This window comes from Pseudoalteromonas rubra (genome assembly GCF_005887115.1).
Classification (GTDB): Bacteria; Pseudomonadota; Gammaproteobacteria; order Enterobacterales; family Alteromonadaceae; genus Pseudoalteromonas; species Pseudoalteromonas rubra_F.
Window position 1 is genome coordinate 1 of record NZ_PNCJ01000012.1, and the last position, 16,634, is coordinate 16,634.

The 16,634-nt window shown below is 47.0% G+C and carries 19 protein-coding genes; 5 read left to right on the forward strand and 14 right to left on the reverse strand.

What is annotated here, in order from left to right; genetic code table 11:
* Nucleotides 1-179 precede the first annotated feature (179 nt).
* From ybgF to aspS, 10 genes are all read right to left on the reverse strand, one after another.
* Nucleotides 180-935: a tol-pal system protein YbgF gene (gene ybgF / locus CWB98_RS07730; RefSeq protein ID WP_138544342.1), complete on the reverse strand. Its 756-nt coding sequence runs from the start codon at nucleotides 933-935 to the stop codon at nucleotides 180-182.
* Between the two features lie 15 nt (nucleotides 936-950).
* Entirely contained in the window at nucleotides 951-1,484 is a 534-nt protein-coding gene (pal, locus tag CWB98_RS07735) for a peptidoglycan-associated lipoprotein Pal (protein WP_138544343.1), read from the reverse strand.
* Nucleotides 1,485-1,525: 41 nt separating this feature from the next.
* Nucleotides 1,526-2,884 carry a Tol-Pal system beta propeller repeat protein TolB gene (gene tolB / locus CWB98_RS07740; RefSeq protein WP_138544344.1) on the reverse strand — a complete coding sequence of 453 codons (1,359 nt, stop codon included), beginning with the start codon at nucleotides 2,882-2,884 and terminating at the stop codon, nucleotides 1,526-1,528.
* A 9-nt stretch (nucleotides 2,885-2,893) separates the two neighbouring features.
* On the reverse strand, nucleotides 2,894-3,835 hold the full coding sequence (gene tolA / locus CWB98_RS07745) for a cell envelope integrity protein TolA (RefSeq protein ID WP_054014003.1): 942 nt from the start codon (nucleotides 3,833-3,835) through the stop codon (nucleotides 2,894-2,896).
* Entirely contained in the window at nucleotides 3,835-4,263 is a 429-nt protein-coding gene (tolR, locus tag CWB98_RS07750; RefSeq protein ID WP_138544345.1) for a protein TolR, read from the reverse strand. The genes tolA and tolR overlap by 1 nt, the downstream gene beginning before the upstream one ends.
* On the reverse strand, nucleotides 4,250-4,954 hold the full coding sequence (tolQ, locus tag CWB98_RS07755) for a protein TolQ (protein ID WP_138544346.1): 705 nt from the start codon (nucleotides 4,952-4,954) through the stop codon (nucleotides 4,250-4,252). Before tolQ ends, tolR begins: the two co-directional genes overlap by 14 nt.
* A gap of 999 nt (nucleotides 4,955-5,953) precedes the next feature.
* Nucleotides 5,954-6,961 carry a Holliday junction branch migration DNA helicase RuvB gene (gene ruvB / locus CWB98_RS07760; RefSeq protein ID WP_138544347.1) on the reverse strand — a complete coding sequence of 336 codons (1,008 nt, stop codon included), beginning with the start codon at nucleotides 6,959-6,961 and terminating at the stop codon, nucleotides 5,954-5,956.
* Nucleotides 6,962-6,981: 20 nt separating this feature from the next.
* Nucleotides 6,982-7,599, reverse strand: coding sequence for a Holliday junction branch migration protein RuvA (gene ruvA, locus CWB98_RS07765; protein WP_138544348.1), 618 nt, complete (start codon nucleotides 7,597-7,599; stop codon nucleotides 6,982-6,984).
* A 2-nt stretch (nucleotides 7,600-7,601) separates the two neighbouring features.
* Nucleotides 7,602-8,123 (reverse strand): crossover junction endodeoxyribonuclease RuvC, encoded by a 522-nt coding sequence (ruvC, locus tag CWB98_RS07770; protein WP_054014007.1) that lies wholly within the window; start codon nucleotides 8,121-8,123, stop codon nucleotides 7,602-7,604.
* Nucleotides 8,124-8,246: 123 nt separating this feature from the next.
* Complete coding sequence (gene aspS / locus CWB98_RS07775) at nucleotides 8,247-10,022, reverse strand: aspartate--tRNA ligase (protein WP_138544349.1); 1,776 nt, start codon at nucleotides 10,020-10,022, stop codon at nucleotides 8,247-8,249.
* Between the two features lie 178 nt (nucleotides 10,023-10,200).
* Between aspS and CWB98_RS07780 the strand changes: the two genes are divergently transcribed.
* Together CWB98_RS07780 and CWB98_RS23910 are read left to right on the forward strand one after the other, a co-directional pair.
* Nucleotides 10,201-11,049 (forward strand): DUF72 domain-containing protein, encoded by an 849-nt coding sequence (locus CWB98_RS07780; protein ID WP_138544350.1) that lies wholly within the window; start codon nucleotides 10,201-10,203, stop codon nucleotides 11,047-11,049.
* A 67-nt stretch (nucleotides 11,050-11,116) separates the two neighbouring features.
* Nucleotides 11,117-11,284 carry a hypothetical protein gene (locus tag CWB98_RS23910; RefSeq protein ID WP_171045608.1) on the forward strand — a complete coding sequence of 56 codons (168 nt, stop codon included), beginning with the start codon at nucleotides 11,117-11,119 and terminating at the stop codon, nucleotides 11,282-11,284.
* Between the two features lie 124 nt (nucleotides 11,285-11,408).
* On the opposite strand, the gene CWB98_RS07785 is transcribed toward CWB98_RS23910, so the two are convergent.
* Nucleotides 11,409-11,816 (reverse strand): GFA family protein, encoded by a 408-nt coding sequence (locus tag CWB98_RS07785; RefSeq protein WP_138544351.1) that lies wholly within the window; start codon nucleotides 11,814-11,816, stop codon nucleotides 11,409-11,411.
* A gap of 71 nt (nucleotides 11,817-11,887) precedes the next feature.
* Here CWB98_RS07785 and CWB98_RS07790 point away from each other — a divergent pair, with 71 nt between their 5' ends.
* Complete coding sequence (locus CWB98_RS07790) at nucleotides 11,888-12,412, forward strand: M48 metallopeptidase family protein (RefSeq protein WP_138544352.1); 525 nt, start codon at nucleotides 11,888-11,890, stop codon at nucleotides 12,410-12,412.
* A gap of 2 nt (nucleotides 12,413-12,414) precedes the next feature.
* On the opposite strand, the gene CWB98_RS07795 is transcribed toward CWB98_RS07790, so the two are convergent.
* The 3 genes from CWB98_RS07795 to CWB98_RS07805 form a co-directional block, all read right to left on the reverse strand.
* Nucleotides 12,415-13,212, reverse strand: coding sequence for a M48 family metallopeptidase (locus CWB98_RS07795; protein ID WP_138544353.1), 798 nt, complete (start codon nucleotides 13,210-13,212; stop codon nucleotides 12,415-12,417).
* Between the two features lie 112 nt (nucleotides 13,213-13,324).
* Nucleotides 13,325-13,936: a nucleotide exchange factor GrpE gene (grpE, locus tag CWB98_RS07800; RefSeq protein ID WP_138544354.1), complete on the reverse strand. Its 612-nt coding sequence runs from the start codon at nucleotides 13,934-13,936 to the stop codon at nucleotides 13,325-13,327.
* Nucleotides 13,937-13,994: 58 nt separating this feature from the next.
* Nucleotides 13,995-14,939, reverse strand: coding sequence for an HrcA family transcriptional regulator (locus CWB98_RS07805; protein ID WP_249364639.1), 945 nt, complete (start codon nucleotides 14,937-14,939; stop codon nucleotides 13,995-13,997).
* A 92-nt stretch (nucleotides 14,940-15,031) separates the two neighbouring features.
* On the opposite strand from CWB98_RS07805, the gene nadK reads away from it, so the two are divergent.
* Nucleotides 15,032-15,916 (forward strand): NAD(+) kinase, encoded by an 885-nt coding sequence (gene nadK / locus CWB98_RS07810; RefSeq protein ID WP_138544356.1) that lies wholly within the window; start codon nucleotides 15,032-15,034, stop codon nucleotides 15,914-15,916.
* A gap of 62 nt (nucleotides 15,917-15,978) precedes the next feature.
* Nucleotides 15,979-16,554, forward strand: coding sequence for a hypothetical protein (locus tag CWB98_RS07815; protein ID WP_138544357.1), 576 nt, complete (start codon nucleotides 15,979-15,981; stop codon nucleotides 16,552-16,554).
* Nucleotides 16,555-16,634 lie beyond the last annotated feature (80 nt).

Sequence of the window (16,634 nt, forward strand, 5' to 3'; positions counted from 1 at the left end):
TACCAACTGAGCTAATGACCCACTAAATTGTTTCGCTGCAAGAAGTGTGTAACACTATTGGCTGCTGCGGGCGCTTATAATACTTATTTAAAAATCTTGTGCAACCGAAATCGCCTGTTTTTTTCAATTTTCGCGTCTAAGCGCCTAATTTTAAATCACTCTGAGAAAAATTCAGCCATTTATATTTTGCTGAGTCGTTCTGTCGCCAGTTTTGCCGCTGTGGTACTGGGGTATTCTTTGATTAAATTCTCAAACAGAGCCTTTGCTTCAGCAGATTGCCCCACTTTTTGCAGTAAGGTTCCCAGCTTTAACATCGCATCAGGTCGCTTATTTGAGTCAGCAAACTGATCAACCACGGTACGGAAGTGCACCATGGCCTGATTGTCCTGATTCTTTATGGACTGTAACTGACCCAGCCAGTAATGCGCATTAGGAATATAGACAGAGTTTGGAAACTGCTTGAGGAAGCCTTCAAATTCTGGGATAGCGGCATCGTAGCGCTTATCTTTCATGATCAAAGCAACCGCTCTGTCATACGCCTCATTCTCGGATAAATCTGTGCTCACAGCCTGCGCAGTCGCACTATCAGGTGTTACAGCAGGTTGTAACTGCTTGCTTTGTTCATAGACTTGCGTAACTCGCGTTTCTATTTCCTGATAAAGCTCACGCTGGCGCTGCAACACTTTTTCGAGCTTATAACTTTGCTCTTCCGTTACACCACGGATCTGGCTTACTTCATCCTGAAGTTGATCAAGTTGCGTTTGTAATTCAGCCTGGATCAGGTTACGGTTTCGCATCAGGTTTTCAAGCACAGACAAACGTTGTTCAATAGTTTGGTTAGAACCAGCAGCATCAGATACAGCAGCGGGAGCTGCCCACAATTGGGAGCTCCCGCTGACTAAGATGATGGCTGCCAAAAAAGTATTCGGCTTCATAGCATCTCTTTACAATTAGTATACCAGTACCGCACGGCGGTTCTTAGCAAAGGCTTCTTCGGTACGCGCTTTATCCATTGGCTTTTCTTCACCATAGCTCACAACAGACATTTGGCTGTCAGACACGCCCAGACTCTGCAGGTATTTAGCAACCGCTTTACCACGGCTTTCACCCAGTGCGATGTTGTACTCAGGCGTACCACGCTCATCAGCATGACCTTCAATCAGTACTTTAACGCTAGGGTTTTTAACCAGGAAGTCAGCGTGTGCTTGCAGAAGCTCTACGAACTCGCTGCGAACAGTAGACTTGTCGAAATCGAAGTATACGATCTGCTTTTGACGCAACGCTTCATATTTCTTTCTCAGTTGCTCTTCTGCTGTCTCCTGAGGTGTCATTGTACCTACATCAACATTGCTGCCACTGTCCGCAGTTGCTGCGTTTGTTTCGCTGCCAGCACCTTCACCTGTGTTTGTTGAAGAGCTACATGCAGCCAGCGTCATCACAGGCAACGCGACCAAAAGGGCCTTGAGAGTTTTGTTAAGTTGCATCGAGTATATTCCTATATCTTTTATAAGTCTTACCAGCAAAATTACTGTAAAAATGGCGACCAAGCTGGTGCCTTAACCTGTCCGTCTAACACCGGCAGGCGGGCCTTAAAGCGGCCATCCATCGACACCAACGCAAGTACCTGCTTATTATTATGCAAGGTACTGTAAATAATCATAGAGCCGTTCGGCGCAATACTCGGTGATTCATCGAGTCTGGTACGCGTTAATACTTGAAACAGCCCAGAATCCAATTCTTTCTTGGCAATATGGTAACGACCCAAGGTACGATTTACCATTACCAATTGTTTACCATCTGGCGTGATCGATCCAGCTAAGTTCATGTCGCCGTCGAAAGTTACACGCCGTGATCTTCCTGTATCTAAATTTAACTTATAAATCTGGGCATTACCACCCCTTTCAGATGTATAGACTATTTCTTTGCCATTTGGGTGCCAGGTTGGCTCAGTATCTATACTACGATGCTTAGTCAGGCGTCTCTCTTTGCGCGTTTCCAGGTCAATTAAATACACTTCGGTTGCGCCGCCTTTGTCTTTAGACAACACGATCAGCATTTGTGTACCATCCGGCGAAAACTGAGGTGCGCCATTGATTCCAGGATAACTGGTCAAGATCTCACGTTTGCCCGTATAAATATCCTGAATGTAGATCTGCGACTGTCGATTCTCAAACGTCACGTACGCCAGCTTGTTACCATCAGGTGACCAGGCCGGAGACATCAGAGGTTCTTTAGAACGCAATAATACCTGCTCGTTAAAACCATCATAGTCAGCAACAACAAGCTGATAAGGCTTGTCCTGCTCTTCTCTTACAATCACATACGCAATCTTAGTGCGAAATGCCCCTTTTTCACCCGTCAGAGCTTCATAGACCACATCACTTATCTGATGTGCGTAATAACGAAAGCTTTGAGCATCAATCACACTTTGCCGTGCTTCCAAAACGTGATCCTGACTCTTCATCAGCTGGCCGTTAGTCATCATGCGGGTCTCACCACCGGTGATCTGCGCACGTATGACATCAATCAACTCGTACTTAACAAGGTAACGATTTGCAGGCTGCTGGGTAATGGTCCCGACCACAACGGCTTCCACGCCCAACTCAACCCAGGCATCGTAATCGACTTCTTCATCGGTTGTGGGTAGCTGAGGCATTTGCTCTTCTGCTACCGGCTTGAACTTACCACTACGGATCAAATCCGCTGCAATCACAGAACTTATTTCAGCTGGCGCTTCGCCGTTGCCAATGTATTTAAACGGAGCTATCGCGATAGGCCGGGCACTGTCGACCCCTTCTGTTATCACGATCTCCAGTGCTGCGTAGGCGACCCCTTGCGCAGCGAAAGCCAGAACCAAGAGTAAATTTCTTAAATGGTTGTACATGGTCTTCCTTTATAGAGTTGGTTTTATCGTCAGGTTAATGTTCTTAAGTTGTTCGAAAACATCTTTATTCTCTGAAACAGGTAAGGTATCTGCCATTCGCACAGCACGCAAAGCAGCCTCACACACCAGCTTATCACCACCCAGTGATTCTGCTTGTGTCACCAGCCCATTAAAGCCCAGGCGAATATTCAGGCGACATTGCTTGCCTTTCATTTTTTCATCTATTAACAAGTTAGATTGGATCCGCTGCATGATTAGCGCCTTATACTTATCAACTTCGGTTAGGACCTGCTGCTGACGAATTTTCGCTCTCGCTGCTTGTTCCTGAGCCAGTTGTTCTTGAAGCAGTTGCTCTTGTAACGCCTTCTGACGCGCCTCTTCGGCAGCTTGTGCTTTGCGCTTAGCTTCTTCCTCTTGCTGTTTACGTTTCGCCTCAGCCTGTCTCAACCTGTCCTCTTCTGCTTTACGTTTCTGCGCAGCAGCTTTGGCAGCCTTTTCAGCAGCCAGCGCTTCCTGACGCGCTTTTTCAGCTTGCTGACGCTCTTTGTTTTGAATTTCTTGTGCACGTTTAGCTTGCGCTTCCGCTTTACGTTTCTCTTCCAGCTTAGCGAGGCGTTGTTGTTCCAATTTTTTGATCCGTCTGGCTTCAGCTTCACGATCCTTACGGGCCTGCACGGCTCGGCGCTCTAAATCACGGATCCTTTGCTCTTCTGCGCGCTTTTGCTGCGCTTCTTTTTCCCGTAACTGCGCAATTTTTCGCTCAACTGCCTGCTGGTCAACTGAGATAGCAGAGACCGCTTTCACTTCTTCAATTTCGTTAATGGCGGGATTAAGCTGAACTTCCATTACAGTAGGACTAGAGAACTGAAAGTTGGCAGTCGCAAATAGTAGTCCGGCAATAGCGAAATGGAGTAAAAACGACTTTAATATTCCGCTGGTTAAAGCATCCATTAACTGTCCTCAAACGATTTTGTCATTAGCCCGACCGACGGTACGCCCGCATTTTTCAAAAAGTCCATCAACAAAAGTACTTCCTGATATGACACACGACCAGACCCTTTTATCATTACGGGGGTGTCGGGATTTTGCTGTAGCTTAAGCTTGATGACCGCAGCCACTTCTACCGCATCCATGGGCGCTTCTGGGTCGGTTCCTACCGACACATAGTAGCGGCCTTGCGCATCAATACTGGCAATAATCGGCGGCGCGTCCTTAGTTTCGACCAGATCTGACTCTTCCATTTGTGGTAGGTCGACCTTAACCCCATGGGTAATCAACGGAGCGGTTGCCATAAAGATAATAAGCAGCACCAGCATAACATCAATGTATGGCACCACATTGATCTCTGCGACAGGACGGCGTCTCTTATGCTGGTACATTTTGCTTGGCCTCAGTTAAGCTGGCAGCCTGACGATGCAAGATATTGGCGAACTCTTCCATAAAGTTGATGTAGTTTGATTCCAGTTTTTCTACATTTTTAGCAAAACGGTTGTATGCCATGACCGCCGGAATCGCCGCAAATAAACCCATTGCTGTTGCTATCAGGGCTTCAGCGATACCTGGTGCAACCATTTGCAGTGTTGCCTGCTTCACCTCTCCCAGGGCAATAAATGCGTTCATGATCCCCCAGACTGTACCAAACAGACCAATATAAGGACTGATAGACCCCACAGTTGCCAGGAACGAAAGTCCAGACTCAACTTTCTCTACTTCACGAGACAATGCAACACGCATCGAGCGGTGTGTACCTTCTATGATCATGCTCGCCGATCCTGTGTTTTGCTTTTTATGGCGTGCAAATTCTTTAAAACCGGATACAAACAGAGCTTCCAAGCCGCTTGAACTACCCGCTCTGGCAGTAATTTCATTATATAACTTGCCTAAGTCCATGCCCGACCAGAACTTCTGTTCAAATTTTTTTGCATCTGCCAGAGATTGCGCCAGTATGCTTCGGCGCTGAAAGATAATCGCCCATGAGGCAACCGACATGCCGACCAGTGTCAACATAACAAGTTGTACAAGGATACTGGCTTCTAAAATGAGATCTATGAAATTAAGTCCCGATTCCACGTTGTTATACTCCTAGAAAATAATTGTGTTCTCGGCCAAGGCAGCCTTCACCGTATTGACTGTAAGCCAGCAAAAAGGTTCAGGTAGTTTAACCACACTAATAAGGGCTTACAATCTCAATGCCGTAAAATTCACTTAAATGCCGATAATTCGCACATTCGTTACCTTGACTCGCATTCTTGCCCGGATAGACAGACGTCAGCCCGGTTGCACTTCACACCAAACACTACTGACATTGGACGTCATCAACGGCAAAAAATACCAGTGCCAAAGTTAAACTTGCCCTGAATTACAACGCCCGGCGTGTGATTGTGAAAGAAAATTTAAGTGGTCGGAGCTGTCGACTCCCCTCTGTGTTTATTTATTTATGCAAGCTGCATAAAAGTGTTGTTTTATTCACTATCTGAGAATAAACCCTCAAAACACGATTGGTAATACCAATTAACAACAAATAATCTAATATTCACAAATTGAGCATAATAAAGACAATCCTATATTTTACATGCACTTGAAGAGCATCTTGAGTTCACGATTTGTACAATACCTGACTTGAAAGACCCATCGCATTAGTTTTTTTTATAGCAAAACTGTAATTTTTCTAGTTTGATAAAATGCGTCAGTGGGCTTATTATACTCCCCGTACTGAGCGAGCAGCATCTCTCAATGCAAATGCACAGTTACTTAGGCCGCAGAAGTCTGATTTATTCTGCAGTCATGATGAGAAACTTTTGGATAACACCTTAACGGACTCATCAGTTCCCTGGATTACTTCCTTCAACTTGTTGTTTTCGCCCGCACACTGTGCGGGCTTTTTTTTGCCTGCGATTTACTCATATCCAGTTCACTCTCCTTTAAGGGGAGATACAAGTTCTTGCGCTAACCTAAAGGAAGTGGAATGAGCGTTAGATGAATGGCCAGAGAAACTGGAGAAGTATATAAAGCAAAGAAGCGCTTTCGAAGCGCCTCTAAGTGGTCAGAATTAATTGCTGAAGGACATCTTCATGCTGATGGTTTGGTTAAGTCAAAGTGCAAATAGGCTCTGTCAGAAACGATCCGCCCCCTCGGAGTCCGCTGGATAAACCCCTGCTGGATCAGGTAGGGCTCTATCACGTCCTCTATGGTTTCTCGCTCTTCACCGATGGCAGCTGCCAGGTTATCCAAACCGACCGGCCCACCGGTGAACTTTTCAATAATTGCAAGTAAGTACTTACGATCCATGTAATCAAAACCACATTTATCAACGTCGACCATGTCCAGCGCCTGACTGGCAATCACTTCATCTACGCTACCATCCCCTTTTACCTGAGCGAAATCCCGGACGCGTCTGAGTAAACGGTTGGCAATACGCGGAGTACCTCGTGCACGTTTGGCCACCTCTATTGCACCCGCATCACTGATTTCAAGATTCAAAAAATGCGCAGAGCGTGACACAATCGAAGCCAGCTCAGCCACAGAATAAAACTCAAGACGTTGCACAATACCGAAACGGTCTCTCAGTGGTGAAGTCAGAGACCCTGCGCGGGTCGTAGCCCCCACCAGCGTAAAAGGTGGCAAGTCCAGTTTAATTGAACGCGCTGCCGGCCCTTCACCAATCATAATATCGAGCTGATAATCTTCCATCGCGGGGTAGAGGATCTCTTCAACCTGGGGACTCAGGCGATGTATTTCATCAATAAACAACACATCCCCCTGCTCCAGATTGGTGAGCATTGCGGCCAGATCGCCGGCTTTTTCAAGCACAGGCCCTGAGGTGGTTTTGATATTCACACCCAGCTCATTGGCAACAATGTTGGCCAGTGTCGTTTTACCTAACCCCGGCGGGCCGAATATCAACAAATGGTCCAGCGCTTCTTCGCGGCTGCGCGCCGCTTCGATGAAGATCTCCATCTGCTGCTTTACATGCTGCTGGCCGGTATAGTCCGACAGTAGTTTAGGCCGTATCGCTCTGTCTACTGCCTCTTCACTGCCCTGCACTTCTGGCTCAATGAGTCTGTCTGCTTCTATCATAATTACTTAATCAGCCTTTCTTACATCATAGATCTCAGGGCTTCTTTGATCAGCCCTTCTGTATCCATGCCTGGTTTACTCACCGCTTTCAATGCTTTTTGTGCTTGTGCGGGTTTATAACCTAACGCAAGTAATGCAGCCAGCGCATCATCTTCAGGCATATTCGCCACGGTGGGGTCTTCCTGAGGTGCCAAAATGGCATCATCGCTGAATGGAGTCAGCAGATCATGGCCAAAGTTTTTCAATTTGTCCTTCATCTCAAGCACCAAACGCTCAGCGGTTTTCTTGCCTACACCCGGGATTTTCACCAAAGTAGAGGCATCGCCCTGATTGACGCAGTGAACAAACTGCTCTGCCGACATACCCGACAAAATGGCCAGTGCCAGCTTGGGACCGACGCCATTAGCCTTAATTAATTCGCGAAATAATGCTCTCTCTGTTTTATGGTTAAAACCAAACAATAATTGTGCATCTTCTCGCACCACAAAATGAGTATAGATGGTTGCCTCATTACCCGCCTGAGGTAACTCATAAAAACATGTCATCGGCATTTGTACTTCATAACCGACGCCACTGACGTCTAACAGGATCTCTGGTGGCTGTTTTTCTACCAGAATACCTTTGAGTCTGCCTATCATAATTACCTCAATCTTCCTCGTACGGTTTTTTTCGCATTGCCTGCCAGCTTAATCAGGTTTTGCTCGGAGTGTGCATGGCAAATTGCAATGGCCAGCGCATCGGCAGCATCGGCCTGGGGAGTACCCGGGAGTTTTAATAGTCGCTTGACCATTTCCTGAACCTGCGATTTATTCGCCCCGCCGGTGCCAACCACGGCTTGCTTAACCTGCCGGGCCGAATACTCAAACACCTCTATCTCTTTCATGGTGGCAGCGACGATGGCCGCCCCGCGTGCCTGACCTAGTTTTAAAGCAGAATCTGGGTTATGTGCCATAAAGACTTGCTCAATGGCAAACCCCTGCGGATTAAACTGCTCGATGATCTGGCTAACACCCTGATAAATCATCTGCAGCCGTTGTGGAAATGGTTTATCGCCAAGTCGAATACAACCACTGCCCAGATACTGAAACTGACTTCCCTGACGCTTAACTACTCCATATCCGGTCAGTCTGGAACCTGGATCTATGCCTAAAATTACTGCCAAGGCGCATACTCTCGTTGTTTTTTCGCTATCATGCCAAAATACTGTATAGATTTCCAGTTACCTTGGGTTTGCAGAATAAAAAAAAGCGGCTCAATCGCCGCTTTTTTATTCTTTTTGCTGCAATTAATCAGCGTCTTTTTGCTGTGCAGTCACTGTCACCGCGAGCTCTTTCAATGCATCCGGGTTAGCAACGCTCGGCGCATTGGTCATCAGACACGACGCCTGAGTCGTTTTCGGGAACGCAATCACATCACGGATGTTGTCTGTGCCACACAGCAACATCACCAGGCGGTCAAGGCCAAACGCCAGACCTGCGTGTGGTGGCGTACCGTACTTCAGAGCGTCCAGCAGGAAGCCGAACTTATCTTGCTGTTCTTGTTCATCAATGCCCAGGATACGGAAAGCCGCCTGCTGCATATCGTTGTTGTGGATCCGTACCGAACCACCACCGACTTCATAGCCGTTCAGTACCATGTCGTATGCATCTGAAATAGCGCCGGCCGGATTAGCTTCCAGTTCTGCCGCTGAAATGTCTTTAGGAGCCGTGAACGGGTGGTGAACTGCATGCAGGTTACCCTCGTCGTCTTCCTCAAACATTGGGAAGTCAACAACCCACAGTGGTGCCCACTGACCAAGGTTGGTCAGCTCAAGGTCCAGACCTACTTTCAGACGCAGTGCACCCATTGCTTCGTTGACCACGTTGCGCTTGTCAGCACCGAACAAAATGATATCGCCGGTCTGTGCGTTAGTGCGTTCAAGAATACCTTTGATCACTGCTTCGTTCAGGAACTTAGCAATTGGCGACTGAATACCTTCAAGGCCAGCGTCCAGGTCGTTGACCTTCATCCAGGCCAGACCTTTTGCGCCATAGATACCAACAAATTTGGTGTACTCATCAATTTGCTTACGAGATAGTGATGCACCACCCGGTACAGTCAACACCGCCACGCGGCCTTTTTCATCGTTTGCAGGACCTGCCAGTACTTTGAATTCGACGTCCTTAACCAAGTCGGCAACATCAATCAGTTCAAGCGGGTTACGTAAGTCCGGCTTGTCTGAACCGTAACGACGCATGGCTTCCTCGTAGCTCATGACCGGGAACTGGCCCAGATCAACGTCAAGCAGCTCTTGCCACATTTCACAGATCAAACGCTCAGTGATATCACGCACCTGTGCGGATGTCATGAACGAGGTTTCTAAATCGATTTGAGTGAATTCAGGCTGGCGATCAGCACGTAAGTCTTCATCGCGGAAACATTTAACAATCTGGTAGTAACGGTCAAAACCAGACATCATCAGCAGCTGTTTAAACAGCTGAGGCGACTGTGGCAATGCGTAGAAGCTGCCTTTATGGACACGGCTTGGTACCAGATAGTCGCGTGCACCTTCTGGTGTTGCTTTTGTCAGTACCGGTGTTTCGATGTCCAGGAAGTCATTGCTGTCTAAGAAGCGACGTACAAAGCTCGATGCTTTGGCGCGCAGTTTAATGCGGTCGCTCATTTCAAGACGACGCAGGTCGAGGTAACGATAGGTCAGTCGACGCTCTTCCGAGTTTTCCTGGTTAAAGTCCAGAGGCAAAGGTTCTGCACGGTTGATGATAGTCAGACCAGTGCCCAGGATCTCAACTTCACCAGTGGCCATGTCCTGATTGATTTGGCTCTCTGGGCGCGCACGAACAGTACCTGTAACCTGAACGCAAAACTCTTGACGTAAAGTGTTTGCAACATCCATCAGGCCTTCTACTTCAGGATCAAACACGACCTGGACCAAACCTTCGCGATCTCGCAGATCAATGAAGATCAAACCACCCAGATCACGACGTTTGTTGATCCAACCACATAGCTCCACTTCCTGACCTACATGGTCCTTGTTTAATTTTCCGCAGTATATTGAGCGCATAATAATCCTATTTGCCTACTAACTCTAAAGGGCATAATGAATGATAAATTTAATCGACAATTATATAAAATTGCCACGCTTTGTCATCCCACAAAACCGGGATTCTTTCGCTGTTACGATTTTTTCTCCTTCTGGACTTTGTTAGACTCTTCTTCAAGTCAATCAGGGAGCAAAATTCATGCTGTATTTGGGGTGTCCTCAGTGGAGCTCTGCACACTGGAAAGGTCGGTTTTTCAGCAGCGACTGCAAAGCCGCGGATATGTTGAGCGAATATGCGCAGATCTTTAACAGTGTTGAGGGTAATACCAGCTTCTATGCCAGCCCAAAACCAGACACCATCGCCACCTGGTCAAATTCGGTGCCAGAAGACTTTCGCTTTACCTTTAAAATACCCAAACAGATCTCTCACGAGCTGGCGTTGACTCATTGTCAGCAAGAGCTCAAGCAATGGCTCGAGCTGTTTTCGCCATTATTTTCACGACTTGGGATGGTGCTGCTGCAACTGCCTGCCAGCTGTAGCCCGCAATATCTTGGCCGGATAGCCGATTTTATCGCACAATTACCTGAGGAGTTGACCCTGGGCATTGAAGTCAGGCACAGAGCGTTTTTTGCCAAAGGCGACGCTGAAAAGCGTTTTAACCAGCTGCTGATGCAGACCGGCGTAAATCGCATTATTATGGATACTCGGCCTTTGTTTAGTGAATCGCCCAGTACCCCGGCCATTATTGATGCCCAGCAAAAGAAACCACGCGTGCCCGTCAATGTGATTGCAACGGCTCAGGCGCCCATGCTGCGTTTTGTCGGGTGCTCAGACTTGGCTGCAAACCGCACCTTTTATGCCCCCTGGCTCAACAAAATTCGCGACTGGCTAAACGAGGGGCGTACCCCTTATGTGTTCTTTCACACCGCCGACAATTATGATGCACCCCTGCTGGCCAGGCAGTTTATTCAGGATCTGGGCGTTGCGCATCAAGTACTCGAGCCATTTCCGGCAGAGCGCCAACCACAGCAACAGGCGTTAATTTAAGCACTTGACAAGTATCATGTTTTACAGGATGTTAGACGTTGAATAAAACAACAATAAGGAAAATACCATGTTATTAAAACTCAATAAAAAACCTGTAAAACAACTCTCTGATGACCAGTCTGCATTACCAGCCAAAGCGACCCGTGCCATTGGCGCAGGCAGAGCGGAAACTCAGAAAAGCGGTGGTAACTCACGCGCATCTGATTGCTGTGCACTGGCGGATAATTTACACTAAGTTCACTTACTGAAAGCACTGATATGGCAATGCCTGTGCCATATTTTCTTACATCAAAATGTACATGTAATTAAGCAATTTAGTATAAATTACGAAAATCAGGGCCCAGATGTGGCCCTATATATCACTCCCTGCCCGGCTCTTTACCTTCATAGTAAGGAAGCTTCGCATCTAACTCTTCCCAATTTGCTTTTGAGGTCACGTAGTTATGTGACATCGGCCGCTCCGCTATATCAGAATCAAGAATACCGAGTCGTAACCTGAGTTTTTCAGGGTTGTCCTGATTTGAACTGTATAAAGGAGATGCACAAATTCCGCAAAAGTGACGTAACCTGCCAGGTTTAAATGCGTAGTGACGAATATGCTCCTCGCCGGCAATCACTTTTAATTCATCACGATTAACAAAACCGTTAGTTGCATAAGCGGTGCCAGACGACTTGCGGCATAAAGAACAGTGGCAATGGATGATACTGGAAATAACTCCGTGCAATGCCAACTTAACCGCACCGCATAAACAACTTGCCTGATACATTTATTATTATTCCTGTTATGATCTTGTGTACACCAGCTTAGAATTTCCGAGTTAGAATTACTACCGTCATCATGAATTATTTGCCGTATTTTCAGCACTACCCTGCTGCGTTGCAGTCCCAGATCAAAACCTTGCTGGAACCTGATAAACTTGCAGCTTACTTCAAAGGTAAATATCCGCAGGGTCATCAGCTCCAGAGTACACAAGCACTTTATGATTACTGCCACAGCTACAAAAACAAATACCTTAAGAATGTGCCTCGTCTGCATAAGGTAAGCTATGCAAAGGGCCGGGATCTGATGACGGGAACGTTGGGACATCACAGCCAAACACGTAAACAGCACGGCGGAAAAGTAAAAACCCGCTATGAGATTGCGCTGTCCCAGCAGCTAAAATATGCGCCTGAAGCCGTATTGCGTGCATTGGTTGTCCATGAGCTCGCGCACTTCAAAGAGCTGGATCACAACAAGGCCTTTTATCAGCTCTGTTGCCATATGGAGCCTGAGTACCATCAGCTGGAATTGGACCTCAGGCTGTTTATTGTGCTCAATAAGCTGGGCGTCAGCTTCTACGACAATTCAGCCCAGCCAGATTAAGTTCATCGACAGGCCGGGCTGCGACCCTGACGGTTAGCGTCCTGCGCAAGGGTATTGGCCTGCGTCATTTTGCTTTGTAATAGCGCAATGCGGTTTTCTGGAGACGGGTGAGTCGACAAAAACTCCATAGGGCGCTCTCCCCCTGCTTTTTCCATGTTTTGCCATAACTCGACGGCCCCCTGCGGTTTAAAGCCCGCCTTCGCCATTAAGTCGAGTCCAATGACATCCGCCTCACTTTCATGACTACGGCTAAATGGTAGTGCAATTCCATACTGTGCCCCAAGCCCTAAGCCTTGCATAATGGCATTACGATACTGCACATTACCCATTTCAAGTGCCGCATTGCCAGCTTGCAGGCCAAGCTGTAACAAGCTATTTTGAGACACCCGCTCGTTAGCATGTTCTGCGATAACGTGTCCCACTTCATGTCCCATAACAGCAGCAAGTTGATGCTGGTTTTGTGCCACCTTCAGCAGACCGGTATGCACTCCAATCTTGCCACCAGGCAAAGCAAAGGCGTTTGCACTGGGCTCTTTAAATACCACGACTTCCCATTGCTGTTGTGCATACTGTGCCGGTAGTTGCGCAATCAGGGCATCTGCTATGCATTTTACATAGCCGTTGATCTTGGCATCGTTTTCTATCGTCTGCTCCTGCTTCATTTGCTCGAAGCTGGCGACACCCATCTTATCCATTTGTTGTTCTGAATATAGGGCTATTTGGGTACGTCCGGTGGGAGAGGTTTTACAACCAGCGAGGGTGATGGCCATAGCAGCAATAGCAAGTAGTTTTTTGTTCATGGACTTATGCCTAGAGTGAATTCACTTTTCTATTTTAAAAGGTGACGCGATCTGATGCAAATCAGATCAAAAAAGCCCGCAATCGCGGGCTTATAAATCAGGTAGTTACAACTTATTCAGCAGCTTTTGATACCATAACCATTGCGGGGCGTAATAAACGACCATTCAGGGTATACCCTTTTTGCATAACTGCTAAAACGGTATTTGGTGATACATCGTTGCTCGGTTGCATTGACATTGCCTGGTGTAACTCTGGGTTGAACGCTTCACCTTGTGGGCTTACAGCCTCAACACCAAATTTAGCCAGTGCGTCGTTGAATGACTTCAGCGTCATCTCAATACCTTCAAGGATTGACTTGGTCGCTTCGTTTTCTTTATCAGCAAATTCAATTGCACGCTCCAGGTTGTCAACCACAGGGAGCAGCTCATTAGAAAACTTTTCTAATGCAAACTTCTGCGCTTTCTCAACATCTTGTGCAGCACGGCGACGGACATTCTCGGCATCTGCGGCTGCACGGATCACGCTGTCTTTCTGACCTTCAATTGTTTGCTTAGCTGCTTCCAGTTCTGCATACAGGCCTGCAATCTCTTCTTCTGGGCTCAACTCAGCTTGCTCAGTTTGTGCACTCTCCTGCGCTTGTTCAGCTTGCTCTGCAGCACTTTCCTGTACGTCTTCTTGCACTAACTCTTGTTCCTGCTCTTGGGCTTTTGTCTGCTCAGACATGAAAAATTCTCTCCGATTCTTTACAACTGCCGTAATTATGGGGATTCAAATTTGTTATTCAAGCATCTTTTTTTGGGATTTGTGTAAATTCGCTGATTATTGCCTCAATCGGCGCATCAGCGGGACAAATCACGCAAAAGCGACTCTGGTACTCGCTCGACGTGAAGTAAGGTACACTCAAGACCACAAATCGCTCCAGATTCAGATAACTCAGCTCACTGCCCAGTAACACCGACAGGCCATTCTTTAGCGCTAACTGATCTTCCACCTGGTGTAAGAAGCTCACCCCCAGGTTGAGTTCATTATTCCCTTCAAGGCGGTTATACAGATAACGCTCTCCGACCACTATGCTATTGTCGGTACCCAACTGCAAGCTTAGCTCGCGACTCCATTGCATCAAAGAGCCACGGCAATCTGCCATCGCACTTTTCGCCATAGCCCGCATTCGGTGCAACCCCTCTTTTAGCGTTTGCGCACTGAATACAGTGTTCATCCAAGCCGCGAACTGATACCTTACCTGATCGGAATTCGATTCTGGTTTATTAATAAGGATATTATTGGACTGCCCGGTTCTGTCTATCAGTAATACCAGCCAATGTTTGCGATCAAAATCTAGTACTTCGACCCGAAATATGGTTTGTTCACTAACCTGAGGTAAACCAACAATACAGCACACCTGATACTTTTGGCTTAGGGTATGAGCAAAACCAGTCAGCTCCTCTCGCTCTGGTTCCCAGTAAGGGGCGATGTCTTCTAAGCCAAAGTACTCCTGCAACCAGTACTTAATTCCCAGATCAGAGGGAACCCGCCCAGCCGAAGTGTGAGGTGAAAAAAGTAGCCCCTGGTTTTCCAGGCGAGCCATAGCATTGCGTACCGTTGCAGAGCACACCGCCATACCTTTTAGTTTTGCTATCTTGCTCGATGCTACGGGATGGCCCTCACCGTTACAGTAAAGACTCATCACAGCAGAGAAGACTTGTTTGTCACGTGCACTAAGTTTCATAACATCATAAATAAGGTTAAATTTGCGAGTTTCAAGCGAATTCATTTTAAGATAATCTTGGCAACAGAAATTTTGCCAAGGAAACTCACTGAATGAGCGCACCATTTAAAACCATCGGCCTGATTGGTAAACCAAACCATGATGGCGCCGCACTGACATTACAACGCTTGTATACATTTTTGCAAGCACTTGGCTATGAAGTTTTTGTTGAGCAACGCGTTGGCAAACAAATCGCTGAATTGCCCGAGACAAACATACTCGATGTTGTGGCTTTGGGAGAGCGCTGTGACCTGGCTGTAGTGGTCGGCGGTGATGGTAATATGCTGGGTGCAGCTCGCGTACTGGCCCGCTTTGACGTTGCCGTGATAGGCGTTAACCGGGGTAATTTAGGGTTTCTGACCGATTTAGACCCCGATGGTTTTGAGGCAGAACTGGAGCAAGTCCTCAGCGGGAAATTCGTAGAAGAACAACGCTTTTTGCTTGAAGTCGAAGTGTTCCGTCACGCAGAACTTAAAAGTGCCAACCTGGCAGTAAATGAAGCTGTGCTACACGCTGACAAAGTCGCCCACATGATCGAGTTTGAGGCCTTTATTGACGAGCAGTTTGTCTTTTCTCAGCGTTCTGATGGGCTAATCGTTACTACTCCAACCGGCTCAACGGCTTACTCATTGTCCGGTGGTGGCCCTATCTTAACCCCTGAGCTAAACGCGATGGCCCTTGTCCCAATGTTTCCGCATACATTATCCAGCAGACCCCTGGTTGTTGACGCAAATAAACAAGTCAAACTGAAGCTCAGCCCAGAAAACACCGCAAGCTTGCAGGTAAGTTGTGACAGTCACGTCGTGCTCGCATTGCTTCCGGGTGACGAAGTGGTCATAAAAAAAGCAGAAAAAAAACTCCGTTTGATCCACCCTGTCAGTTATTCCTACTACAATGTTCTGAGACAGAAATTAAATTGGGGTAGCAGGCTTTACTAAGCGAACGAAGTTCAGCAAAATAAGTAAAATTTATTTTCTATTTTAGGGAAAAGTAAACCAACATGAGCTACGTTGTTTTCGTATCTATTACCTTATTGATCACCATTTTGGGGGTTTATGTGGTGATTGAGAATAACCGTAAAAAAGCACGCGAAGCCGAAAAGCGGGTGTTCAATGAACGTCTGAAAGAAATCAGCAATCACTTCAAAAGCAAAATTAGTGAATTCGTAAGTTATAAGCTGATCCGCCCAAAGCACGCGCCTCAGTTTAACGCCATTGTCGGCAACTTCTTTGTTGTTCAAGCCCACAATGACGAAAACTTGGAAGCACTCGAGCGTGTGACTGATCATTTGCTCGCCACAATTGGTACTGAATTAAATAAGTGTCGTGAAAATGGCAATATGGAGCTATTGGCCGATCAATTGTTTATGTTTGTCAGTGAGCTGCCCTCTGCCGGGATAGCCTATAACAAGGCATTTTACAGTGAAATTCTGCCAGCACTGATTTCACGGATCCAGACACCTGATACACCTGTGCAAACTGACACGCCGGAAACAGGGCAGGGTGAGGAAGAAGCCTCAGCTCAAACCGAGAACAACGACCCCTCGGTACAGCAACGAAAAGCCGCAGCCCTGTAAAAACCCTGGTAGTAAAACGCAATTTCAAGTTGCATTTCCAATAAATGCTGTATAAATTAACAGTAACTGTACTGTTTGGA